Consider the following 22,236-nt stretch of genomic DNA (forward strand, 5'->3'; position numbering starts at 1 on the left):
CCCGAGCGAACAGCCGCCCATCTCCAGACGAGAGGGCGAGCGCCGCACGACCGGTGAACGGCGAACGCCGCCTCTGGGGGAGGCGACGTTCGGGGGAGTGGGTTGTTACTTGAGGTTTTCGACGACGTAGTCGATGGCGTGGGTTAGTTTTTCGACGTCGTCTGGGTCTACGGCGGGGAACATGGCTACGCGGAGTTGGTTGCGGCCGAGTTTGCGATAGGGCTCGGTGTCGACGATGCCGTTGGTGCGGAGGGTCTTGGCTACCGCGGCGGCGTCGATCGAGTCGTCGAGGTCGATGGTGCCGATGACGAGGGAGCGGGCGTCGGGGTCGGCGACGTACGGCGTGGCGTACTCGGACTTCTCCGCCCACGTGTACAGCCGGTTGCTCGAGTCCGTCGTCCGGGCGACGCTCCACTCCAGGCCGCCCTGGCTGTTGATCCAGTCGGTCTGCTCGGCCATCAGGAACAGCGTGGCCAGCGACGGCGTGTTGTACGTCTGGTTCTTGCTCGAGTTGTCGACCGCGGTCGCCAGGTCCAGGAACGCCGGGATCCACCGCCCGGAGGCCGTGATCTCCTCGACGCGGGCCAGCGCGGCCGGGCTCAGGATCGCGATCCACAGGCCGCCGTCGGAGGCGAAGCACTTCTGCGGGGCGAAGTAGTACGCGTCGACCTCGCTGATGTCGACCGGCAGGCCGCCCGCGCCCGACGTGGCGTCGATCGCGACCAGTGCGCCCTCGTCGGCGCCCTCGACCCGCCGTACCGGCGCCATCACACCGGTGGAGGTCTCGTTGTGCGGCCACGCGTACAGGTCGACGCCGGCCTCCGCCACCGCGACCGGGCGGGTCCCGGGGTCGGCCTTCACGATCGTCGGGTCGCCGAGGTGCGGCGCCAGCTGCGCGGCCTTGGCGAACTTCGAGGAGAACTCGCCGAAGCTCAGGTGCTGGCTCTTCTCCCGGATCAGCCCGAACGTCGCGATGTCCCAGAACGCGGTCGAGCCACCGTTGCCGAGCACGACCTGGTAGCCGTCCGGCAGCTGGAAGAGTTCGGCGACGCCCTCCTGGACCCGCTTGACCAGGTTCTTCACCGGGGCCTGGCGGTGGGAGGTGCCGAGCAGCTTCGCGCCCTCGGTCGCCAGCGCGGCGACGGCTTCCGGACGGACCTTCGACGGACCGGCACCGAAACGGCCGTCCGCGGGCTTGAGCTCTGCAGGAATCTGAATGTTGGCGCTGGTCACCAGCGTGTTCCCTTCGTCGTCTGCACTCGATAAGCCGACGACGCTGTCAGCGCGCTCTATCCTCGCACATCACCTCGCGCCTACCCGAGCGAGGTCCACTTTGAGCACCCACCAACCGTTTCCAGCGACCCGGAATGGTTGGCGGGTGCACAAAGAGGGGCTATTCGTGTTTGCGGGTGATCGTCTCCGTGCCGGTCAGGACCGCGACCGGGCCGTCAGGCGTGTCGGTCCACTCGCCGCACGCGCCGCCGCCCTCGGCCACTTCCAGGGTGAGTTCGGTACCGTCCATCCGCAGCGCCGGGTGGTAGTACTGCGCCACGCGCTCCGCCTCGCCCTCGATGTAGTGGCCGATCAGCGCGCGCCGGAACCGGTCGGTCGTCACGTTCGGGTTGCTCCCGTGCACCAGCGCCCCGTGGAAGAACAGCACGTCACCGGGCTCCATCTCCACCGGTACGGCGCCCGCGGTCGACGGCAACGGCACCGTGACGTCGGTGAAGCTGACCGTGGTGTCGGCCTTCTCGGTGCACAGGATCGGCCACCGGTGCGACCCGGGCACGACCTCCAGGCACCCGTTCGCCTCGTCGACCCGGTCGAGCGCCATCCACGCCGCGACGCACGTCCCGGGGTCGGCCTTCAGGTAGAAGTTGTCCTGGTGCAGCGCCTGCCCGCGGGAGCCCGGCGGCTTGAAGTACACCATCGTCTGGACGGCGTACGGCGACCTGCCGAGCAGCGCGGTCATCACCTGGTCGATACGCGGGTCGATCATCCACTGCAGCGACGTCTCGTCCCACCGGTGCATCTGCGCCATCCGCGGGTACCGCTTCAGCGGGTCGCGATCGGTCGAGCTGTGCCCGGCGAAGTCGTGCGCCCGCGGCCCGCGCTGCCGTACCTCCATGTAGTGGTCCCGCAGCCGCTCCGCCTCGTCCGTGGAGAACAGCCCGCAGACCAGCGTGTACCCGGTCCGCTCGAACTCGTCCCGGTGCACAGCGGCCCGCTCGTCGACGTTGTATGAAACGCTCATGCACGACTCCCGCGAATCTGCTCTAGTGTTCCTGCAGACCCCATTTTCCTGCGCACATACCACCAGGAACCACGGACGATTCACGCGAGGACTTGGATTTTCGATGCACCGGATCCAGCTCGACACGATGTCCGCCCCGACCTTCTGGCGCTGTGAACCGCGCTGGTCGTGGACGTCGCCACCACTCGCCGACCACCTCCTGTGGTGCGTGATCGACGGCCGCGGCGCGATCCAGCTGAACGCGAACGGCCGCGAGCTGCATCCCGGCGTGTGCGCCGTCTTCCAGCCCGGCGACGCGCCCCGCGCCACCCACGACCCGCACCGCAGGCTGCTCGTCTTCGGCATGCACTTCGAGACCGTCACGACAGCGGCGCCCGATCCGCGCTGGGGCGAAGTACTGGATCGTGAACTCCTCGGTGTCCTCGCCCGGACCAGCGACGCGGCGTACCGTCGCGGCGACGCGCTCGGCCGGCGGCAGGCGGAGCTGTGCCTCGAACAGCTCGTCACGCTGGTGTGGGACGCCGTACATCACCCGGGTCGCAGCGCCGTCGACACCGCCGTCGACGAGATCGCCCGGCAGCTCCGGCAGGACCCCGGCCGGGACTGGAGTGTCACCGAGATGGCGGGGCGGGCTGCGCTGAGCCGCGCGCAGTTCACCCGCCGGTTCGTCGCGCAGTTCGGGATGTCGCCGGCGCAGTACGTGATCCAGGCCAGGATCGACCGGGCGCATCAGCTGCTCACCGAGAGCGGCATGACCGTCACCGAAACGGCCGCCGCCCTCGGCTACACAGATGTCCCGTACTTCAGCCGCCAGTACCGCCAACGCACCGGCCGCTCACCGAGCCAGGACCGCTAGGGCGTGGCTCCCGCTCCCACGCCTACTGCGCGGCACTCGGCACGGCACCTCGCCGCACGTGAGCGAAGGCCACGATGCTCCGCATCGAGACCTTCGCTCCCGCACGCCGATGCACCGCACCGAGCACCTGCTCGCGACGGCGTGGGAGCGGGAGCCACGCCCTAGGCCCAGCCCGGGTTCCAGCCCTCGACGGAGTCGGCCGGGCGGGAGGCGGGGCCGGAGTAGATCGCCGACGGGCGGATCAGCCGGCCGGTGCGCTTCTGTTCCAGGACGTGTGCGCTCCAGCCCGCGGTCCGGGCGCAGGTGAACATCGACGTGAACATCGGCGGCGGCACCTCGGCGAAGTCCAGCACGATCGCCGCCCAGAACTCGACGTTCGTCTCCAGCACCCGGTCCGGCCGCCGCTCCCGCAGCTCGGCCAGCGCGGCCTGCTCCAGCGCCTCGGCCACCTCGTACCGCGGGGCGGCCAGCTCCCGCGCCGTACGGCGGAGCACCCGGGCGCGCGGGTCCTCGGCCCGGTACACCCGGTGGCCGAAGCCCATCAGCCGCTCGCCCGCGTCCAGCAGGCCCTTCACGTACGAGCGCGCGTCACCCGAGCGCTCCACGCCTTCGATCATCGTCAGCACCCGCGCCGGCGCGCCGCCGTGCAGCGGCCCGGACATCGCGCCGACCGCACCGGACAGCGCGGCCGCGACATCCGCTCCGGTCGAGGCGATCACCCGTGCGGTGAACGTCGACGCGTTCATCCCGTGCTCCGCCGCGGACGTCCAGTACGCGTCGACGGCCTTGACGTGCTTGGGATCCGGCTCGCCGCGCCAGCGGATCATGAACCGCTCGGTGATCGTCTTCGCCTTGTCCACCTCGCGTTGCGGGACCATCGGCTGCCCGATCCCGCGCGCCGCCTGCGCGACGTACGACAACGCCATCACCGCCGCCCGGGACAGGTCCTCGCGCGCCTGGACGTCGTCGATGTCGTACAGCGGCCGCAGACCCCAGGCGGGTGCGAGCATCGCGAGCGCGGACTGTACGTCGACCCGCACGTCGCCGGTGTGCACCGGTAGCGGGAACGGCTCCGCGGGCGGCAGGCCGGGCGTGAACGCGCCGTCGACCAGCAGGCCCCAGACGTTCTCGAACGGCACCCGGCCGACCAGGTCCTCGATGTCCACGCCGCGGTACCGGAGCGCCGAACCTTCCTTGTCCGGCTCGGCGATCTGCGTGTCGAACGCGACCACACCCTCCAGCCCGTGCTGCACCTCGGTCCTCGGATCAGACATACGACTCCTTAGTGTCAGGACGCGGACGCACCAGGAGAGCCCGCGCACCCTCGGCGCTCAGGCAGCATAGTTCTCCGCGCCGACGAGCGGACAGCTTTGTGACCGGTTCGGGCATTCCGGTGGTGGACCGCCCCTGCGTCTAGGCTCGACGCATGACAAAGCCACTCCCCGGCCTCGGGCTCGTGATCGGCGTCATCGCTGCCTATGTCGGCCTCGTCGTCGGCGCGTTCGCGTCCGGCCGGCTGGCCCGGCGCCTGCAGACGTTCCGTTTCGACCTCGCGGACTCGCTGCCCTGGCTGGCGTTGCTGATCGCCGTCGCGGTCGTGTTCGGCCTGCTGATGATGGCGCCGGCGATCGGTGCCGGCGTCACGACCGGTGCCGGCGCGCTGCTGACGCTGACCGGGCTGGCGATGTTCCTGCTGCCGATGCGGCAGGTGTTCGACCTGATGCGGCTCTTCGAGTTCCCGGGCGAGCGGTTCCGCGGCAGCTACCTGTTGGTCGACGGGTCCCTGCTGCTGTTCGGCATTCCGTTGCTGCTGGTCGGCATTCGCCGCTGGGCGCAGGACGCCAAGCTGGCCAAGCTGTTGCAGGCACCTGGCCAGGTGCAGGACGCCCGCGGCTACCAGCCGACCTTCCCGCAACAGCAGCAGCCCCAGCAGTGGGGCGGCTACCCGGGTCAGCAGCAGTACCAACCGCCACAGCAGCCAGGCCAGCCACAACACCAGCCAGGCCAGCAGCCTCACCAGCCGCCGCAGCACCCAGGCCAGCAGCAGTAGAGCAACACCGACACGGCAGTCAGTAGGCTCAGAGCCGTGGATCTTGCGGAGATGCGGGAGACGTACGGGCTGGGCGAGCTGCTCGAGAGTCAGGTCGCCGCCGACCCCCTCGTCCAGTTCCAGCTCTGGCTGGACCAGGCCCGGAGCGCCGGCCTGGCCGAGCCGAACGCCATGGTGCTGGCGACGGCCGACGCCGACGGCCGGCCGTCGGCGCGGACCGTCCTGCTGAAGCGCCTCGACGAGCGCGGCTTCGTGTTCTACACCAACCAGCAGTCCCGCAAGGCCGACGAGCTCGCCGCGAACCCGTACTGCGCGCTCGTGTTCCCGTGGCACGCGATGGAGCGCCAGGTCCGCGTCGAGGGCACCGTCACCAAGCTCCCGGCCGACGAGGTCGACGAGTACTTCGCATCCCGCCCGCGCGAGTCGAAGCTGGGCGCGTGGGCCTCCCAGCAGAGCCAGCCGGTCGAGTCCCGCGAGGAGCTCGACCTGCAGTACGCGTCGTACGAGCGGCAGTGGCCGGAGGGCACCGAGATCTCGACGCCGTACTTCTGGGGCGGCTACCTGGTCGCCCCGACCGCGTTCGAGTTCTGGCAGGGCCGCGTCGGCCGGCTGCACGACCGCCTGGCTTACCGGCGGGCCAGCTCAGGCTCCGACTGGGAGTTGTCGCGGCTCCAGCCCTGAGGTTCTTCCCGGAAGCCGTGCGTCTTCCACCAGCGCGCCAGCGGCCGCGGCGCCCACCAGTTCGCGCGTCCGAGCAGCCGCATCGTCGCCGGCACCAGCAGCGCCCGCACGATCGTCGCGTCCAGCGCGATCGCGATCACCAGCCCGACCCCGATCATCTTCACGAACACGATGCCCGAGGTGGAGAACGCCGCCACGACGATGATCAGCAGCAACGCGGCGCTGGTGATGATCCCGCCGGTCCGTTGCAGGCCGAGGGCAACCGCCTGGGTGTTGTCGCCGGTCCGGTCGTACTCCTCCCGGATCCGGCTGAGCAGGAACACCTCGTAGTCCATCGACAGCCCGAACAGCACGGCGAACAGCAGCACCGGGTTCGTCGCGTCCAGGAACCCGGCCGGCGTGAAGTCCAGCGCCCCGGACAGGTTCCCGTCCTGGAAGATCCACACCATCGCCCCGAACGCCGCGGACAACGACAGCACGTTCATCAGCAGCGCCTTCGCCGGCAGCACGAAGGAGCCGAAGGCAACGAACAGCAGCACGAACGTGACCACCACGATGAAGCCCGCCATGTACGGCGCCCGCTCCTTGAGCACGTCGAGCAGGTCGATCACCGCCGCCGTCTCACCACCGACCTCGACGTCGGCCCCGGCGGGCGCCGGCACTGCCCGCACCGCATGGACGACATCCCGCGCCGGCAGCTCCTGCGCGGTGTACTTCGTGTGCACCACGACCGACGCGACGCCGTCCTCGACCCCGCCGATCCGCACGTTCTCCACGTCCCGCACCTGCTGCAGCTGGGCGACGTACGGCGCCAGCGCCGCAGCCGGATCACCCGGCGCCGAGTCGAACCGCACGGCCGCGTGGATGTCCGACCCGCCGGCACCGGGAAAGTCGCGCTGCAGCGTCTCGGTCACCGTCCGCGAGGTCGCGCCCGCCGGCAACGATCGATGGTCGACCCCACCGAGCTGCGCGCCCAGGAACGGAATCCCCAGCACGAGCAGCACCGGGACCAGCACCAGCACGTACCGCACCGGCCGCCGCATCACGCTGTGCGCGAGCCGGTACCAGGCACCGTGATGATCCTCGGTGACCGTCCGGGACTTGAAGATCCGCAGCTTGTTCACCCGGTGCCCGAGCACCGCGAGCAACGCCGGCAGCGCGGTCAGCGCCGCGACCATCGCGATCGCGACCGCGGCCACCCCGCCGTACGCCATCGACTTCAGGAACATCACCGGGAACAGCACCAGGCTGCTGATCGCCACCCCGACCGTCACACCGGAGAACGCCACCGTCCGCCCGGCCGTCGCCATCGTCGCGGTCAGCGCCGTCTCGACGTCGTTGCCGTGCGCAAGCTCCTCGCGGAACCGGGTGACGATGAACAGCGCGTAGTCGATGGCCAGGCCGAGCCCGATCATCGTGACGATGTTGATCGAGAAGATCGACACGTCGGTGACCGCCGACAGCCCGCGGAGCAGCACGAACGACCCGAGGATCGCCAGCGCGCCGACGAACAGCGGCAGCGACGCCGCGACCAGGCCGCCGAACACGACCACCAGCAGCACCAGCACGATCGGCGTCGAGATCGTCTCCGCCCGCACGATGTCGTGCTCGGTCTGCGTGTTCACCTCGTCGAACACCGCGACCTCGCCGCCGACCTGCGTCTCCAGGCCGGCAGCGGGCGCGCGGACCTCCGAGGCGATCCGGTGGAACGTGTCCAGCCGCTCCTCCGGCGTGGCTCCGGCGAGCGTGAGTACGGCGTACGTGCTGTGCTGGTCCTTCGACACGAAGACCGGCGACTTGCTGCTCCAGTACGTCGTCGTCGCGGTCACGTCGGCGGCCGGCAGCCCGGCCAGGTGCTGCTCGACCGCCTGCCGGAAGGCCGGATCGGCCACGGTCGCCGACGGGTCGCGGTAGAGCACGACCACGTCGGTGCCGGTGCGGCCGACGTGCTGCTCGATGGTCTTGACGGCGTTCGCGGCCTCGGTGTCCGGCGCGTCGAAGCCGCCGTTCGCCAGCGAGCCGAACACGCCGGTGCCCCAGGCCAGCCCGAGGACGACGAAGACTCCGGTCAGGGCGAGCACCAGCCGGCGCCGCCGGTACGTGAAACGGCCGAGCGTCTCGAACACGAAACTCTCCTGAAGGGCGTAGATTGAGCGGCAGGAGCTTGAGTGAACAGCGTTAACTGTTAACGGTGTTCACTCTACGGCCGCGACCTACAGGCATGTCAAGGAGTGTTTCGGTGGAATCGGGTGGACGGGACCGGCGCCGGGCGGCGACGCTCGCGGAGATCAAGGCGGCCGCGCGCCGGTTGCTGGTCGGCGGCGGGTCGGCCGCGGTCGGCCTGCGCGCGGTCGCGCGCGAGCTCGGCCTCACCCCGCCGGCCCTGTACCGGTACTTCCCGAGCCACGAGGCGCTGATCAGCGCGCTGATCGCCGACCTGTACGACGAGCTGACCGCCGCGCTGATGGAACTGCGCTGCAGCGAGGACACCGACGACCTGGGCGCGCAGCTCTACCTGCTCGCCAACGGGCTGCGGGACTGGGCGCTTGCGCACCCGGCGGAGTTCGCGCTGCTGTTCGGTACGGCGGTGCCGAGCCCGGACTCCGAGGACCACGAGGACACGCCGGGGCATCAGGCCGCGATGCGGTTCGGCGCCCTGTTCAAGGAGCTGGTCGCGCAGATCTGGCACTGGAAGCCGTTCCCGTACCCGCCGGACGAGCAGCTCGGCACCGAGCTGGTCGCGCAGCTCACCCAGGAGTCGGAGCACTTCCACGGCATGCCGCCGGGTGCGATCTACCTGTCGCTGACCTACTGGACCAGGCTCTACGGCCTGATCTGCATGGAGGTCTTCGGCCAGCTGCACTGGGTGCTGCCGGACGCCGGCGCGTACTTCGAGGCCCAGCTCTACGAGATCGGCGAGGCCCTGGGTCTGGACTGCCCAGCTCCAGAATAGAAGAAGCCCGCGGGCGCTTCCGGAGACGCGACCGGGTGGTCGAGCTCAGGGTCAGGCGGACTACCTGACTGCCCGCGGGCCCGGTGGCTGGCGTTGGATTGGCCGACCACATGCCCACTTACCAGTGGTTGGCGGTCAGCCCGCCGCCACCTCACGAGTCCGATAGCAATTCATGCGTTGGACCACCTCCCTTCGCGTGTACTGCGAACCTACTGCCCCCTGGTCCACCCTTCAACTGGATTTCGCCCTGGGATGAACCACAATCGACGGCATGATCAGACTCGGACTGCCGGCGATCGTGCTGTTGATCGGAACCGCCTGGCTCGCTTGGTCGTCGTACCGCCGTGCCGTGAGCGCGGAACGGGCGCTGGCCGAGCTGCACGCCGAACATCGGGCCTTGCTGCAGGAGGCCAGGGCGCTGGAGCGGGCAGTCGCGGCTGCCGAGCAGGGCCTGCGTACGCTCAGCTCGCATCCGTCGGTACCGCGGGACGTCGCGGTCACCGCCGACCTGACCCTCGCCGACGTCCGGCGACTGGCGGAAGACAACAAGGAGCTCGACGACTGATGGCAAGAATCGGCAACGCTGCTGCGGCGCTCAAGCCCAAGGGGAACGGCAGCGTGAAGGCCAAGGTGATCGGCGGCGTGATCGCGGCGGTGATCGCGCTGATCATCGTGATCAACATCTTCAACTTCGCCGACACCGACGCGAACCGGATCGGTCTGCACTACGGCGGCGGCGTCGTCGAGGACAAGAAGTTCAAGTCGATCATCCCGCCGGGGTCGACGAACAAGCTGATCGGCCCGGGCGACACGGTCTACACGTACCCGACCGACCAGCGCTCGTACATCATCGGCGGCGACGGCGCCGACTCCGCGGCGGGCGACGAGGTCACCGTGGTCAGCAAGGACAACGTCCGGCTGGGCGTCCGCGTCCAGGTGTACTTCACGCTGAACCGCGACGAGAGCGTGCTGAGGTCGTTCCACGAGCGGATCGGCCTGAAGACCGAGGCGTACGAGGAGGACGGCTGGAACGACATGCTGCAGAGCTACTTCCGGCCGCAGATCGACCGGGCGCTGGCGGCGGTCGCGACCAACTACGGCTGGGCCGAGCTCTACAACAACGAGTCGAAGAAGTCGCAGTTCCAGTCCGCGGCGGCCAAGGAGTTCACCCGGCTGCTGCCGGCCGCGGTCGGCGGCGACTACTTCTGCGGACCGGGGTACAACGGCAACAACGCCTGCGGCGAGCTGTCGTTCACGGTCCAGAAGCCGATGCCGATGGACAAGGGCATCATCGACGGCCTGGAGGCCAAGCAGCGCGCCGAGCTGGCCCGGGCCACCCAGGAGCAGAAGAACCAGCAGGTGAACGTCGAGCTGCAGTCGGTGAAGCAGCAGGTCGCGATGCTCGGCGCGCAGGGTTACCTGCTGAAGAGCGCGATCGAGTCCGGCAAGATCCAGTTCATGGTCATCCCGCAGAACGGCAACGTCAGCATCCCGGTGCCGACCACGACCCAGCAGTCCCAGCCGGCCCAGCCGAACGGGCAGTCCGGGCAGGAGCCGACCACCCAGCCGTCGCAGCCGGCCAGGTAACTCCGTGAACGCGCTGCCGTCCCACCTCGAGCTGGTGCAGGGTGTCGTCCTGCCCCGGCCGGTCGGCGCGCATCCGGTGCTCGACTTCGTCAACACCCGGTCCGAGTGGACAACCCGAGGCCCTGCCCGGACCGAGTGGCTGACGTCGTACGAGGCCTTCCTGATCTGGAACTCCTACGTCGGGCTGCTGCAGCCGGCGACCGTGTTCCGGCTGATCGAGCAGGCCGGCAGCAGCCCGACCGAGGCCGTACGGCGGCTGCAGGCCACGCTCGACTTCCGCGTCGACCTGTACGACGTACTCACCGGCCAGGCGAGTGACACCACGTTCGAGGCGGCGGCCCGGGTGATCGAGAAGGCCTCCGGGCGCCGCCGGCTCCTCCGCTCCGACGAAGGCTCGGTCTGGGACCTGCCGGAGGACCTGGCGCTTCCGCTGCATCACCTCGCGGTGCTCGCGGGCGAGCTGCTGACCGGCTCGTCCCGCGGGCACGTGCGCACCTGCCCGTCGTGCGGCTGGCTGTTCCTGGACCCGCGCGGCCGCCGTCGCTGGTGCTCGATGGCGACCTGCGGCAACCGCGCGAAGGTCCGCGCGCACGCGGCCCGCACCCGTTAGTTGAAGGCCGCCGGGTCGACCGCGATCCAGGTGTGCTTCGCGCGGGCCAGCACCCGGCCGTCGGCGTCGTACAGGGTGCTGGCGGTGAAGGTCTTGCGGCCGTCCTCGCCCAGGTAGCGGCCGAGCGCGACGCACTCCTCACCCACCTGGGGCCGTGCGTCGACGCACGCGGTCAGCTGGCCGAGCACGGACGGTCGGCCCTCGAGGTCGATCGTCCACCCGCCGGGGCAGTCGAGCGCCGCCCACAGGAACACCTCGTCGACCAGGTCGTCGCCCGTCGCGAGGTCCGCGGCAGGCTTCCAGGTGCACGCCGTACGGCCGTCGCCGATCGGTCCGGGCCGCAGGTGCAGGCCGCCCGGGTTCGCCGGCCCACAGACGAAGCAGCCAGGGAACGGGTGGTTCCGCAACCCGCGGTACGACGCCTCGGCCGCGCGAGCCTCTTCGGGCAGCACCGCGTCGATCGTGGCGTCGGCCAGGAAGTCGCTGTCGACCGGCAGCGCCTCGGCGACCAGTGCCTCGCCGTCGGACAGTCGGGCCGCGTCCGTCGCGGCCGTGAGCTCCAGGTCCTGCTCCAGCGGCGGCGGCATCCTCAAGGTCACGCGCGGCACGTGCGCATCACCGAGCCGCGCGGCAAGCGCCGTACCGACGAGACCCGCGACGTACCCGCCGTTGCCCGATCGCTCCGGCCCCTGGAACCGCCGCTCGATCCGCACAGAAGACATGGCTCACGACCCTAGGGCATTCACAGTTTCCACTCGTTCGCGCACTCGCTGTGGTGGAGGTGTGAAGGGAGAGGTCGCTGGGAAGTAATGGGATTCAGGGAAATCTGAGGATTTCTCGGAGACAACCAGGCTGAGCCCTCCTGTTCAAACGACCGTTTGAACTATGCTGACTGCAGGCTACTGCGCGTGAGCAGGTGGGGTGCCTGCGCGAGCGGTGGCCGGGGGGAAGGAGAACTCTGTGGAAACACCGGTCGAAACGACCAGGGAGCGACTGCTCAACGTCGCCGAGCAACGGTTCGGCGAAGGGGGCTACGAGGGGACGTCGCTGCGCGCCATCACGGTCGCGGCGGCCGCCAACATCGCGGCGGTCAACTATCACTTCGGCTCGAAGGAAGCGTTGCTGCGGGCGGCGGTGGCGCGGGCGATGGCGCCGGTGAACACCGAACGCCGGCGGCGTCTGGAACAGTTGGAGGCCGGCGGTTCGCCGCGGCCCGAGGAGTTGATCCGGGCGTTCGTCGAGCCCGGTCTGGAACTGGTACTGCGCCACGGTGAGCGCGGTGCCGTGGTCGCGCGGTTCATTGGCCGGATCGCGTTCGACCCGAGCCGGCGGATCCGCGAGCTGTACGCGGCCGAGTCGGACCCGGTCGAGAGCAGGTACCTCACCGCGCTGCAGCAGGCCCTGCCGCAGGCGTCGCCGGACGCGGTCGCGTTCGGGTTCGTGAACATGCAGGGCCTGCTGGCCCTGCACCAGTCACAGGCCCTGGCTCCGGCGCCGGCCGCGGTCGGCACCGACGACCCGGGCAAGCTCGCCGAGAACCTGGTCACCTTCCTGGTGGCCGCGTTCGATCACGGCCTGCAGTCCTGACGCTGGAAAACCGTGGATTCCCTGCCCACGGTTCTCAGCACCAGACTGCCCACTGGTCCGGTCGAGTTTGTCCGTGTTTTGCTCACGGATGTTCGGACTGCCGGGTAACGCTGCATAATGGCGCTCCGTGGACCCCTGTGAAGTCGTGGTTGCCGTCGACCTCGGTGGAACCCGGATGAAGTGCGGCCTGGTCGCCGCCGACGGTGCCGTGCTGCACCGCGAGACCAGGCCGACGCCCCGGGCCGATGCGCGGGACGGCGGCCGCGCCGTGCTCGACGCGCTGCTGGAGACCGTCGTCGAGCTCGGCCAGAAGGCGCGCGCCGAGGGCCACCGCGTGCGCGCGATCGGCGTCGTCGTCCCCGGGGTCATCGACGCCGAGCACGGCACCGTCGGCGCCGAGAACCTGGAGTGGGTCGGTACCCCGGTCCTCGCCGAGCTGCACGCGGCGGTCCGGGCCGCCGACGGTCACGACGTACCGATCGTGCTCGCCCACGACGTCCGCGCAGGCGGGTACGCCGAGTTCCGCCAGGGCGCCCTGGCCGGGACCACGAACTCGATGTTCCTGCCGCTCGGCACCGGGATCGCGGCCGCGATGATCGTCGACGGCTCGCTGGTCAGCGGCGACGGGTACGCCGGTGAGCTCGGCCACTCGAAGTTCATCCACGGCGACGCCGCGGAACTCTGCGCCTGCGGCCAGTGGGGCTGTCTCGAGACGGTCGCGTCCGCGGCGGCGCTGGCCCGGCGCTACACCGCCCGCACCGGGCGGACCGTCGACGGCGCCCGCGAGGTGATGGAGCTGCTGGCGGCAGGTGACCCGGACGCCGCGCAGGTCTGGCAGGACGCCCTCGCCGCGCTGATCGACGCGCTGGTGCTCTACACGACCCTGGTCGCGCCGACCCGGATCGCGATCGGCGGCGGTCTGGTGGGCGCCGGCGAGACGTTGCTGCAGCCGCTGCGCGAAGGTGTGCATGCGCGCCTGACGTTCCAGCGCGAGCCGGAAATCGTCGCGGCGGTGCTGGGTGAGGAAGCCGGCATGCTCGGCGCCGCGCTGATGGCGTGGGACCGCGCTGTCGCTGACGAGGAGGGCCAAGCATGACGACGTACCGAGTCGGTCGGCTGGTGACACCGGACGACGTCCTGGAGAACGCCTGGATCCAGGTGGTCGACGAGGACATCCGGGCGTTCGGCCGCCGGTCCGAGGGGATGCCGGCCGACGGCAAGCGCCCCGAGGACCTCGGCGACGTGACCGTCGTCCCGGGGTTCGTCGACATCCACACCCACGGCGGCGGCGGGTCGACGTACTCCACGACCGACCCCGAGGAGGCCCGTAAGGTCGCGGCCTTCCACACCCGGCGCGGTACGACGACCACGCTCGCCAGCCTGGTGACGGCGCCGCTCGACCAACTCGTCGAGCAGACGGCCTGCCTGGCGGAGCTGGTCACGGACGGCGTGGTCGCGGGGGTGCACCTCGAAGGACCGTTCCTGTCCGAGGCGCGCTGCGGTGCGCACGAGCCGACGCTGCTGCGGCCGCCGCTCAAGGACGACGTGACGACCGTGCTGAGCGACGCGGTCAAGATGGTGACGATCGCGCCCGAGCTCGAGAACGGCCTGGACGCGATCCGCCAGGTGGTGGACGCCGGGGCCGTCGCGGCGCTCGGGCACACCGACGCGACGTACGAGCAGATGGTCGCCGGAGCCGACGCGGGCGCGACCGTGGCGACGCACCTGTTCAACGGGATGCGGCCGTTCCACCACCGCGACCCGGGCCCGGTCGGCGCCGCGCTGAACGACGAGCGGCTGCTGCTCGAGGTGATCAACGACGGCCTGCACCTGGACCCGCAGGTGGTCCGGGTGGCGCTGGCGGCCGCCGGGGTGAACCGGATCGCGCTGATCACCGACGCGATGGAGGCCACCGGGATGCCGGACGGCCGGTACACGCTCGGCGCCCTCGAGGTCGACGTCAAGGAAGGGCTGGTGACGCTTGCCCACGGCAAGCACTCGATCGCGGGCAGCACGCTCACCATGGACGTCGCGTTCCGGAACGCGGTCACCGCCGGCGTCTCACTGGTGGACGCGTCACGGATGGCGTCGACGACCCCGGCGCAGGCCTTCGGCTGGTACGACGTGGGCTCGATCGAGACCGGGAAGCGCGCGGACCTGGTGCTGCTGGACGACGAGTACGCCGTCCAGAAGGTGATGCGAGCCGGATCATGGCTGGAATGATCGGCCCGTGATCGGCACCGTCACTCTCAACCTCGCCCTGGACGTCACGTACGAAGTCGACGAGCTGCGCGTGGGCGGCAGCCACCGCGTCGAGCGGATCCGGCGGCGCGCGGGCGGCAAGGGCGTCAACGTCGCGCGGGTCGCGGCGACGCTCGGGCACCAGACGCTGGTCCTCGGGTTCGTCGGCGGGATGACCGGTGAGCTGGTCGCCGAGGAGCTGTTCGACTCCGGACTGACCGCGCTGCTCACCCCGATCGCCGGTGAGACCCGCCGTACCGTCGCCGTCGTCAGCGATGCCGACGGGGACGCGACGATCTTCAACGAGGCCGGGCCGTCGGTGACCGCGGACGAGTGGCGCGCGTTCGGTGACCGGATGCCGTGGGGGCGGCTCGGTGTCCTCGCCTGCTCGGGCAGCCTGCCGCCGGGTCTCCCGGCCGACGCGTACGCCGAACTAGCTGTGCGGGCCCGCCATCACGACGTACTCACGGTGATCGATGCCGGCGGTGCCGCTTTGAACGCGGCCGCCCGGGCCGGTGCGGTGGTCCGCGCCAACGCCGCGGAACTTCGTGCGGCTGTCGGCGACGTCGAGGTCGAGGAGGGCGCGTCGCAGCTGGTCGCGCTCGGTGCGACCGCGGCCGTGATCACCGACGGGCCGCGCGGAATGGTTGCCGCCAGCAAGAAAGGCGTTTGGCGCGCGTTGCCGGTGGAGACCGTGCGCGGGAACCCGACCGGTGCCGGCGACGCGTGCACCGCCGTGGTCGCCGCCGCCGTCGCGGAGTCGCCGGACCCGGACTGGTCCGTCGTCCTCAAGTCGGCGGTCGCCGCGTCCGCCGCCGCCGTTCTGACACCTGTTGCCGGGGACATCGATCTCGCCGCCTACCGGCGCTGGCAGCCTCAAGTGACTGTGAACTAGGAGAACTCATGCCGTTGGTATCCGGGGCCGAGGTCGTACTGGCTGCGGCGAAGGCCGGCCGTGGTGTCGGTGCGTTCAACGTGATCCAGCTGGAGCACGCGACCGCGCTGATCGCCGGCGCCGAGCAGGTCGGTGCACCGGTGATCCTGCAGATCAGCGAGAACGCGGTGAAGTACCACGGCGCGCTCAAGCCGATCGGCGTCGCGACGCTGGCCGCCGCGGCGGCCGCGTCGGTGCCGGTCGTCGTGCACCTCGACCACGCGATGGACCGCGACCTCGTCACCGAGGCGGTCACGCTCGGCTTCACCTCGGTGATGTACGACGCGTCCAAGCTCGAGTACGCCGACAACGTCGCGGCCACGACCGAGGTGACGAAGTACTGCCACGACCACGGCGTCTTCGTGGAGGCGGAGATCGGTGAGGTCGGCGGCAAGGACGGCGTGCACGCGCCGGGCGCGCGGACCCGCCCGGACGAAGCCGTCGCGTTCGCCGAGGCCACCGGCGTCGACGCGCTCGCCGTCGCGGTCGGCTCCTCGCACGCGATGACCGAACGCACCGCGACCCTGGACTTCGAGCTCATCGCACAACTGAAGGCTGCCGTGCCGGTGCCGCTCGTGCTGCACGGTTCGTCGGGCGTGGCCGACGCCGATCTCACCCGCGCGGTCGAGGCCGGGATGACGAAGGTGAACATCGCCACCCACCTCAACAACGTCTTCACCGGCGTCGTGCGCGAGACGCTCGCGGACAACCCGAAGCTCGTCGACACCCGCAAGTACCTGGGTCCCGCGCGCGACGCGGTCGCCACCGAGGTGGCCCGCCTGCTGGGTGTCCTGAAGGCAGTTCAGTAGACGTGACCGACGCCAAGGGGTCCGCCCCTGGGTTGGCGCGGCGGCTCGGTGTCGCGGACGCGGTGCTGATCGGGCTCGGCTCGATGGTGGGCGCCGGAGTCTTCGCCGTCTGGTCGCCGGCCGCGCAGGCCGCCGGGTCCGGTCTGCTGATCGGGCTCGGCCTCGCCGCGGTCGTTGCCTACTGCAACGCGGTGTCGTCGGCCCAACTAGCGGCTGTCTATCCCGTCTCGGGTGGGACGTACGTCTACGGCCGCGAACGCCTCGGTGAATGGTGGGGCTTCGCGGCCGGGTGGTGCTTCGTGATCGGCAAGACCGCGTCGTGCGCGGCCATGGCGCTGACCTTCGCGACGTACGCGACCGACGTCGAGTGGCTCCGCCGTCTCGTCGCGCTGGCCGCGGTCCTCGCGCTGGCGGCGGTCAACTACCGCGGCGTGACCCGGACCGCGCGGCTGACCAGGATCCTCGTCACCTGCACGCTCGTCGTCCTCGCGCTCGTGCTCGTGCTGCTGTACTCCGGAGACGCGCAGCCGCACACGTCGACGAGCGCTACGCCGTACGGCGTCCTGCAGTCGGCCGGGCTGTTGTTCTTCGCGTTCGCCGGCTACGCGCGGATCGCGACGATGGGGGAGGAGGTCCGCGAGCCCGCGCGCACCATCCCGCGAGCGATCGGCATCGCCCTCTTCATTGCCATCGGCATCTACCTCGCCGTCGCGGTCGCGCTGCTCCGGTCCGGCGACCCCGCGTCGACCACGGCGCCCCTCGCAGCCGCGGTCGACGGGGCCGGTGCGGCCTGGGCGGCACCGGTCGTTCGGGTCGGTGCCGCGCTCGCCAGCCTCGGCGCCTTGCTCGCGCTGATCGCCGGCATCGGCCGGACCACGCTCGCCATGGCCCGCAATCGCGACCTTCCGTCCTGGCTGGCCGCCGTACATCCCCGCTACCAGGTCCCGCACCACGCCGAACTGGCGCTCGCCGTGGTGGTCGGGATCCTGGTCCTCAGCACCGACCTGCGCGGGGTGATCGGGTTCTCGTCGTTCGGCGTCCTGCTGTACTACGCGATCGCGAACGCCTCCGCCTTCACCCAGCCGGCCGACCAGCGCCGCTGGCCGCGCGCCGTCAACGTGCTCGGCCTGACCGGGTGCGTCGTCCTCGCGGTCACGCTCCCGTGGCGGTCGGCGCTCGCGGCCGCCGGCGTGCTCGCCGTCGGGCTGGCGGTCCGCCGGCTCAGGACAGGTCGCGCCGGATCCGCCAGAAGCTGAACCCGGTCAGTAGCACCGCCAGCGCCAGGAACAGCCCGAACTCACGCCACTGCAGCGCCCAGAACTTGTCGGCGGTGAAGTACTTGATGTGCTGCTTGTACCCCTCGCTCTCGAGCTGCTGGTAGCAGGCAGCCTGCTCCTTCGGGTCGCGTGGCGGGCCGTGCGGGTCCTGCGGTGCGCAGTTGATCGCCCAGCTCGGCAGCGTGCTGACCTCCGCACCGGACCGGTCCACGGTCTTGTCGGAGAACTTCCACGCCCCGGCGGATCCGCTCGCGACCTCCAGTTGCTCGAGCTTCGGATTCGCCTCGTCGCCGGACACCATGAAGCCGCGCACGTTGTCCTTGGTCAGAGTGAGGGTCTGTTCCGTCGGGGCCATCAGGTGCGGCCGCAGGAACACCGGTGTGAAGGCCTGGACCAGGATCACCACGGCCAGCGTGACGGCGACCGCGACGAGCGTCCGGCGGATCACCAGACCGAGTACGGCGCCGAGAGCGAACGCGAAGGCGGCGTACCCGACCGGCACCAGCCCACGGGCGGCGAAGGTCGGCGGGAACATTCTCGGCAGGTAGTCGTTCCCACCGAGGCCGGCGTCGGCGGCGTCGTCGATCGGGTCGGCCCACCAGGTCACCGCGAGACTGAGCAGACCGGTGACCGCCATCGCGGCGAGCCCGGTGACGCCGATCTTGACCGCCAGCCAGCGCGTCCGCGAGATGCCCTGGCCCCAGACCAGCCGGTGCGTGCCGGCCTCAAGCTCGCGAGCGATCATCGGTGCGCCCCAGAACGCCCCGATCACCGGGGGTACGGCGTACAACAGGACGAGGCCGATGCGGTACAGCCACACGCGGACCGGCTGGAACGCCAGGTTGTCGATGAACTTGTCGGTCAGGCGCTGGTAGTCGTCGACCAGGCCCGCCCCGGTGGCGGCCAGGAAGACCGCGGTCGCGAGGACTACTCCGGCCACCACGAGGAACTGGACACGGAACTGCCGCCAGGTCAGCCAGATCATCGCTGCACCTCCAGGACCGGACGCGTCGGCTGGACGTCGCGGCCCATGTAGGCCAGCACCAGGTCTTCGAGCGTCAGTTGGGTGACCGTCCAGGCCGGGTCGAGGATCGGCTGGTCGGTCCGGATCAGGAACGTCGACTGCCGGTCGGTGTGGCTCGCCGTGACGACGTGCTGGTTCCGCGGCAGGTCCTTCTGGTCGCGCCGCGGCCCGGTGATCCGGAGGTGCGTGGCCAGCAGGTTGTCGATCTCGCCGCTCACCTGGACCCGGGAGTCGACGAGCACGATCAGGTAGTCGCAGGCGCGCTCGACGTCGGAGACGAGGTGCGAGGACAGGATGACGCTGATCTCCTGCTCGGCAACGGCCTCCATCAGGTCCTGGAGGAACTCGCGCCGGGCCAGCGGGTCGAGCGCGGCGACCGGCTCGTCGAGGATCAGCAGCTCGGGCCGCTTGGCCAGGCCGAGCGTGAGCGCGAGCTGTGCGCGCTGACCGCCGGACAGCCGGCCGGCGCGCTGCTTCGGATCCAGCCTGAGCCGCTGGATCCGCTGCTGCGCCAGCGCGTCGTCCCACGCCGGGTTGAGCCGCGCCCCGAGCCGCAGATGGTCCGAGACGCTCAGCCGGCTGTACGTCGGCGTGTCCTGGGCGACGTACCCGACCTTCGGCTGCTGGGTGCCGGCCGGTGCGCCGAGCACCTCGACGGTGCCGGAGGTCGGCGAGATCATCCCGACCGAGAGGTTCAGCAGCGTGCTCTTGCCGGCGCCGTTGGGCCCGACCAGGCCGACGACGTGCCCGGCCGGCACCTCCAGTTCGCAGTCGGTCAGCGCCCAGCGCCGCCCGTACTTCTTCCCCAGGCCCTCGGCCTTCAGAACGGTACTCACGCTATGTCCTCCTGAGCGGCGGACCGAAAGGTGGTCATGAACAACGCCTCGATGCTCTCGTCGTCGAGGCCGGCCTTGCGGGCCTTGGTCAGCCAGCGGCGGAGGTCCTGGCGGAGGGGACCGTGCGCGGCCAGCGTGTTGTCGGTCAGCGTCCGGGTGACGAACGTGCCGCGCCCGGGCCGGGCCTGCACCAGGCCGTCGTGCTCCAGCTCGCGGTACGCCTTCAGCACGGTGTTCGGGTTGATCGCCAGCGCCGCGACCACGTCCTTCACGGTGGGCAGCTGGTCGCCCTCCCGCAGCAGCCCGAGCCGTAAGGCGTTCCGGACCTGCTGAACGATCTGCTGGTACGGCGAGACCCCCGACCGGCCGTCCAGATGGAACTCGATCATCATTGCCCCATTCATCTAGGTAACTAGCACTATAGATGTGTGGGACAAGTGGCCGTCAAGCGCGGATCGCGTCGTACCTCCGGAGCGCCTCGCGGCGGGCCTCGGCGTGGTCGGCGACCGGTGGCGGGTAGCCGCCGGCGCCGCCGTGTTTCCACGGCTCGTGCGCGGCCTTGCCGTCGAGGTGCCGCAGCTCGGGGACCCAGCGCCGGACGTAGTCGCCCGCGGGGTCGAACTTCAGGCCCTGGCCGACCGGGTTGAAGATCCGGAAGTACGGCGCCGCGTCCGCGCCGCAGCCGGCCACCCACTGCCAGTTCAGCGAGTTCGACGCGAGGTCGCCGTCGCGCAGCGCGCTCATGAACCACCGGGCGCCGTACTTCCAGTGCACGTGCAGGTCCTTGACCAGGAACGACGCGACGACCATCCGGACCCGGTTGTGCACGAACCCCGTCTCCGCCAGCTGCCGCATCCCGGCGTCCACGAACGGGTAGCCCGTGCGGCCTTCGCGCCAGGCGTCGAAGAGCTCGCCCGGTTCGTCGTACCGCATCCGCTCGAACTCGGGCCGCAGCGGCTTCCACGCGGCCTCCGGGTACCGGGCCAGCAGGTCCGCGCAGAACTCGCGCCACGCCAGCTCCCGCCGGTACGCCTCCGCGCCGGTACTGCGTTCGCGCGCGAGATCGGCGAGCATCGTCCGCGGGTGGATCTCGCCGTACTTCAGCGGGACCGACATCCGCGAGGTGCTGTCCAGGTCGGGCCGGTCGCGCTCGTCGTCGTACCGCGCGACGTCGTCGAGGTACGCGTGCCAGCGTTCGAGCGCCACCTTCTCGCCCGCAGCCTTGGAGGAGGCGGGCAGCTCCACGCCGTCGGCCGCGATCCACCGCACGTCGCCCGGGGCCTCGACCGGCTGTCGCCACCCGTGCGCCGCCCAGGCTTTGAAGTACGGCGTGAACACCTGGTACGAGCGCCCCTGCTGGTTCAGCACGCCCCCCGGCGCGACGGCGTACGGCGACCCGGTCCGCACCAGCGGGCAGCGCAACGAGGTCTCGACGGCGTGGTCGCGCTGCTGCCCGTACGGCGCGTAGTCCGCGCTCACGTGCACGCTCGCGGCGCCGACCTCGTCCGCGACCGCCGGGATCACGGTCGCCGGATCGCCCCGCCGGACGACCAGGCGGCCGCGCATCGACGCGGACAGACTGCGCAGCGACGCCGCCAGGTGCTCGCGCCGGGGATCGCCGGCCCGGTCCCAGAGGGCCGGATCCAGGACGAAAATGCCCAGGACCCGCCCGTCACCCGCTGCGACCGCGTCGAGCAGCGCCGGGTTGTCCGCCAGCCGCAGGTCGCGCCGGAACCACATCACCGTCGTCACCGTGGTCATCCTCGCCCAGTACCCACGGCGATTGGGTGAGGCTTGCCTGCATAGGCGAGAATGGTTGTCGTGAGCGACCTGATCGATACCACCGAGATGTACCTGCGGACCGTCTACGAGCTGGAAGAAGAAGGCATCGTGCCGCTGCGGGCACGGATCGCCGAGCGGTTGCACCAGTCCGGTCCGACGGTCAGTCAGACGGTCGCGCGGATGGAGCGCGACGGTCTGATCAAGGTGGAGGGCGACCGCCACCTGGAGCTCACCGACGTCGGCCGCAAGCAGGCGGTCCGGGTGATGCGCAAGCACCGGCTGGCCGAGCGGCTGCTGGTCGACGTGATCGGGCTCGAGTGGGAGGACGTGCACGCCGAGGCCTGCCGCTGGGAGCACGTGATGAGCGACGCGGTCGAGCTCCGGCTGCTGCAGATCCTCGGCAACCCGACGGAATCGCCGTACGGCAACCCGATCCCGGGTCTGGAGGAGCTGCAGAAGGACCACCAGGCGAGCGACATCGGGGACTTCCGGATCGGTGTCGAGCCGCTGGACCGGGTCCTCGACGGCGCCACCGGCGACAGCGTGCGGGTGCTGGTCCGGCGGATCGCCGAGCCGGTGCAGACCGACGACTTCGCGATGGCGGTGCTGCGCAAGGCCGGTGCGCTGCCCGGGCGCGAGGTCGACTCGACGCTGGACGCCGAGGGCGTGCTGGTCGGCAGCCGGGAAGCCGGCGGCGTGATCAGCGACGAGACCGCGGGCCACATCTTCGTCAGCCGGGTCTGAGTAGGGGCGAG

General features: G+C 70.6%; 23 protein-coding genes. 14 read left to right on the plus strand and 9 right to left on the minus strand.

Annotated features, from left to right (window positions below; genetic code table 11):
• Nucleotides 1-105: 105 nt before the first annotated feature.
• Complete coding sequence (gene serC, locus ABN611_RS18590; RefSeq protein WP_350281142.1) at nucleotides 106-1,233, minus strand: phosphoserine transaminase; 1,128 nt, start codon at nucleotides 1,231-1,233, stop codon at nucleotides 106-108.
• 160 nt (nucleotides 1,234-1,393) lie between these two features.
• Nucleotides 1,394-2,254, minus strand: a complete 861-nt coding sequence (locus tag ABN611_RS18595) for a phytanoyl-CoA dioxygenase family protein (protein WP_350281143.1) — start codon at nucleotides 2,252-2,254, stop codon at nucleotides 1,394-1,396.
• 103 nt (nucleotides 2,255-2,357) lie between these two features.
• Between ABN611_RS18595 and ABN611_RS18600 the strand changes: the two genes are divergently transcribed.
• Nucleotides 2,358-3,110 carry an AraC family transcriptional regulator gene (locus tag ABN611_RS18600; protein ID WP_350281144.1) on the plus strand — a complete coding sequence of 251 codons (753 nt, stop codon included), beginning with the start codon at nucleotides 2,358-2,360 and terminating at the stop codon, nucleotides 3,108-3,110.
• 161 nt (nucleotides 3,111-3,271) lie between these two features.
• Here ABN611_RS18600 and ABN611_RS18605 read toward each other — a convergent pair whose 3' ends face one another.
• Nucleotides 3,272-4,384, minus strand: coding sequence for a citrate synthase 2 (locus ABN611_RS18605; RefSeq protein ID WP_350281145.1), 1,113 nt, complete (start codon nucleotides 4,382-4,384; stop codon nucleotides 3,272-3,274).
• 152 nt (nucleotides 4,385-4,536) lie between these two features.
• On the opposite strand from ABN611_RS18605, the gene ABN611_RS18610 reads away from it, so the two are divergent.
• Nucleotides 4,537-5,160, plus strand: coding sequence for a hypothetical protein (locus ABN611_RS18610; RefSeq protein ID WP_350281146.1), 624 nt, complete (start codon nucleotides 4,537-4,539; stop codon nucleotides 5,158-5,160).
• A 36-nt stretch (nucleotides 5,161-5,196) separates the two neighbouring features.
• The gene (gene pdxH / locus ABN611_RS18615; protein ID WP_350281147.1) at nucleotides 5,197-5,841 is read left to right on the plus strand and encodes a pyridoxamine 5'-phosphate oxidase; all 645 of its coding nucleotides are present in this window, start codon (nucleotides 5,197-5,199) and stop codon (nucleotides 5,839-5,841) included.
• On the opposite strand, the gene ABN611_RS18620 is transcribed toward pdxH, so the two are convergent.
• The gene (locus ABN611_RS18620) at nucleotides 5,787-7,967 is read right to left on the minus strand and encodes an MMPL family transporter (RefSeq protein WP_350281148.1); all 2,181 of its coding nucleotides are present in this window, start codon (nucleotides 7,965-7,967) and stop codon (nucleotides 5,787-5,789) included. The two genes, pdxH and ABN611_RS18620, sit on opposite strands and share 55 nt — an antisense overlap.
• A 113-nt stretch (nucleotides 7,968-8,080) precedes the next feature.
• Here ABN611_RS18620 and ABN611_RS18625 point away from each other — a divergent pair, with 113 nt between their 5' ends.
• From ABN611_RS18625 to ABN611_RS18640, 4 genes are all read left to right on the plus strand, one after another.
• Nucleotides 8,081-8,794, plus strand: a complete 714-nt coding sequence (locus tag ABN611_RS18625; RefSeq protein ID WP_350281149.1) for a TetR/AcrR family transcriptional regulator — start codon at nucleotides 8,081-8,083, stop codon at nucleotides 8,792-8,794.
• A 271-nt stretch (nucleotides 8,795-9,065) separates the two neighbouring features.
• Nucleotides 9,066-9,359 carry a hypothetical protein gene (locus ABN611_RS18630; RefSeq protein ID WP_350281150.1) on the plus strand — a complete coding sequence of 98 codons (294 nt, stop codon included), beginning with the start codon at nucleotides 9,066-9,068 and terminating at the stop codon, nucleotides 9,357-9,359.
• A complete protein-coding gene (locus tag ABN611_RS18635; protein ID WP_350281151.1) occupies nucleotides 9,359-10,381 on the plus strand; it encodes an SPFH domain-containing protein in 1,023 nt (340 codons plus the stop codon). Before ABN611_RS18630 ends, ABN611_RS18635 begins: the two co-directional genes overlap by 1 nt.
• Nucleotides 10,382-10,385: 4 nt before the next feature.
• A complete protein-coding gene (locus ABN611_RS18640; protein WP_350281152.1) occupies nucleotides 10,386-10,991 on the plus strand; it encodes a CGNR zinc finger domain-containing protein in 606 nt (201 codons plus the stop codon).
• Here the strand turns inward: ABN611_RS18640 and ABN611_RS18645 are convergent.
• Nucleotides 10,988-11,713 carry a hypothetical protein gene (locus ABN611_RS18645; protein WP_350281153.1) on the minus strand — a complete coding sequence of 242 codons (726 nt, stop codon included), beginning with the start codon at nucleotides 11,711-11,713 and terminating at the stop codon, nucleotides 10,988-10,990. The two genes, ABN611_RS18640 and ABN611_RS18645, sit on opposite strands and share 4 nt — an antisense overlap.
• 238 nt (nucleotides 11,714-11,951) lie before the next feature.
• Here ABN611_RS18645 and ABN611_RS18650 point away from each other — a divergent pair, with 238 nt between their 5' ends.
• The 6 genes from ABN611_RS18650 (at nucleotide 11,952) to ABN611_RS18675 (ending at nucleotide 17,818) form a co-directional block, all read left to right on the plus strand.
• Nucleotides 11,952-12,578, plus strand: coding sequence for a TetR family transcriptional regulator (locus ABN611_RS18650; RefSeq protein WP_350281154.1), 627 nt, complete (start codon nucleotides 11,952-11,954; stop codon nucleotides 12,576-12,578).
• 127 nt (nucleotides 12,579-12,705) lie between these two features.
• A complete protein-coding gene (locus tag ABN611_RS18655) occupies nucleotides 12,706-13,674 on the plus strand; it encodes an ROK family protein (RefSeq protein ID WP_350281155.1) in 969 nt (322 codons plus the stop codon).
• Nucleotides 13,671-14,801, plus strand: coding sequence for an N-acetylglucosamine-6-phosphate deacetylase (gene nagA, locus ABN611_RS18660; protein WP_350281156.1), 1,131 nt, complete (start codon nucleotides 13,671-13,673; stop codon nucleotides 14,799-14,801). Before ABN611_RS18655 ends, nagA begins: the two co-directional genes overlap by 4 nt.
• A gap of 7 nt (nucleotides 14,802-14,808) precedes the next feature.
• A complete protein-coding gene (locus tag ABN611_RS18665) occupies nucleotides 14,809-15,714 on the plus strand; it encodes a hexose kinase (protein WP_350281157.1) in 906 nt (301 codons plus the stop codon).
• Nucleotides 15,715-15,722: 8 nt separating this feature from the next.
• On the plus strand, nucleotides 15,723-16,562 hold the full coding sequence (locus ABN611_RS18670) for a class II fructose-bisphosphate aldolase (RefSeq protein ID WP_350281158.1): 840 nt from the start codon (nucleotides 15,723-15,725) through the stop codon (nucleotides 16,560-16,562).
• A 2-nt stretch (nucleotides 16,563-16,564) separates the two neighbouring features.
• Nucleotides 16,565-17,818, plus strand: coding sequence for an APC family permease (locus ABN611_RS18675; RefSeq protein ID WP_350281159.1), 1,254 nt, complete (start codon nucleotides 16,565-16,567; stop codon nucleotides 17,816-17,818).
• On the opposite strand, the gene ABN611_RS18680 is transcribed toward ABN611_RS18675, so the two are convergent.
• The 4 genes from ABN611_RS18680 to ABN611_RS18695 are packed head-to-tail and all read right to left on the minus strand — an operon-like array spanning nucleotide 17,784 to nucleotide 21,460.
• On the minus strand, nucleotides 17,784-18,824 hold the full coding sequence (locus ABN611_RS18680; RefSeq protein ID WP_350281160.1) for an ABC transporter permease subunit: 1,041 nt from the start codon (nucleotides 18,822-18,824) through the stop codon (nucleotides 17,784-17,786). The genes ABN611_RS18675 and ABN611_RS18680 overlap by 35 nt on opposite strands.
• Nucleotides 18,821-19,699: an ABC transporter ATP-binding protein gene (locus ABN611_RS18685; RefSeq protein WP_350281161.1), complete on the minus strand. Its 879-nt coding sequence runs from the start codon at nucleotides 19,697-19,699 to the stop codon at nucleotides 18,821-18,823. Before ABN611_RS18685 ends, ABN611_RS18680 begins: the two co-directional genes overlap by 4 nt.
• Complete coding sequence (locus ABN611_RS18690; protein WP_350281162.1) at nucleotides 19,696-20,103, minus strand: GntR family transcriptional regulator; 408 nt, start codon at nucleotides 20,101-20,103, stop codon at nucleotides 19,696-19,698. Before ABN611_RS18690 ends, ABN611_RS18685 begins: the two co-directional genes overlap by 4 nt.
• Nucleotides 20,104-20,143: 40 nt before the next feature.
• Complete coding sequence (locus tag ABN611_RS18695; protein ID WP_350281163.1) at nucleotides 20,144-21,460, minus strand: deoxyribodipyrimidine photo-lyase; 1,317 nt, start codon at nucleotides 21,458-21,460, stop codon at nucleotides 20,144-20,146.
• Nucleotides 21,461-21,520: 60 nt separating this feature from the next.
• Here ABN611_RS18695 and ABN611_RS18700 point away from each other — a divergent pair, with 60 nt between their 5' ends.
• Nucleotides 21,521-22,225, plus strand: a complete 705-nt coding sequence (locus ABN611_RS18700; protein WP_350281164.1) for a metal-dependent transcriptional regulator — start codon at nucleotides 21,521-21,523, stop codon at nucleotides 22,223-22,225.
• Nucleotides 22,226-22,236: the final 11 nt, after the last annotated feature.

Origin of the sequence: Kribbella sp. HUAS MG21, from assembly GCF_040254265.1 — a bacterium.
GTDB lineage: Bacteria > Actinomycetota > Actinomycetes > Propionibacteriales > Kribbellaceae > Kribbella.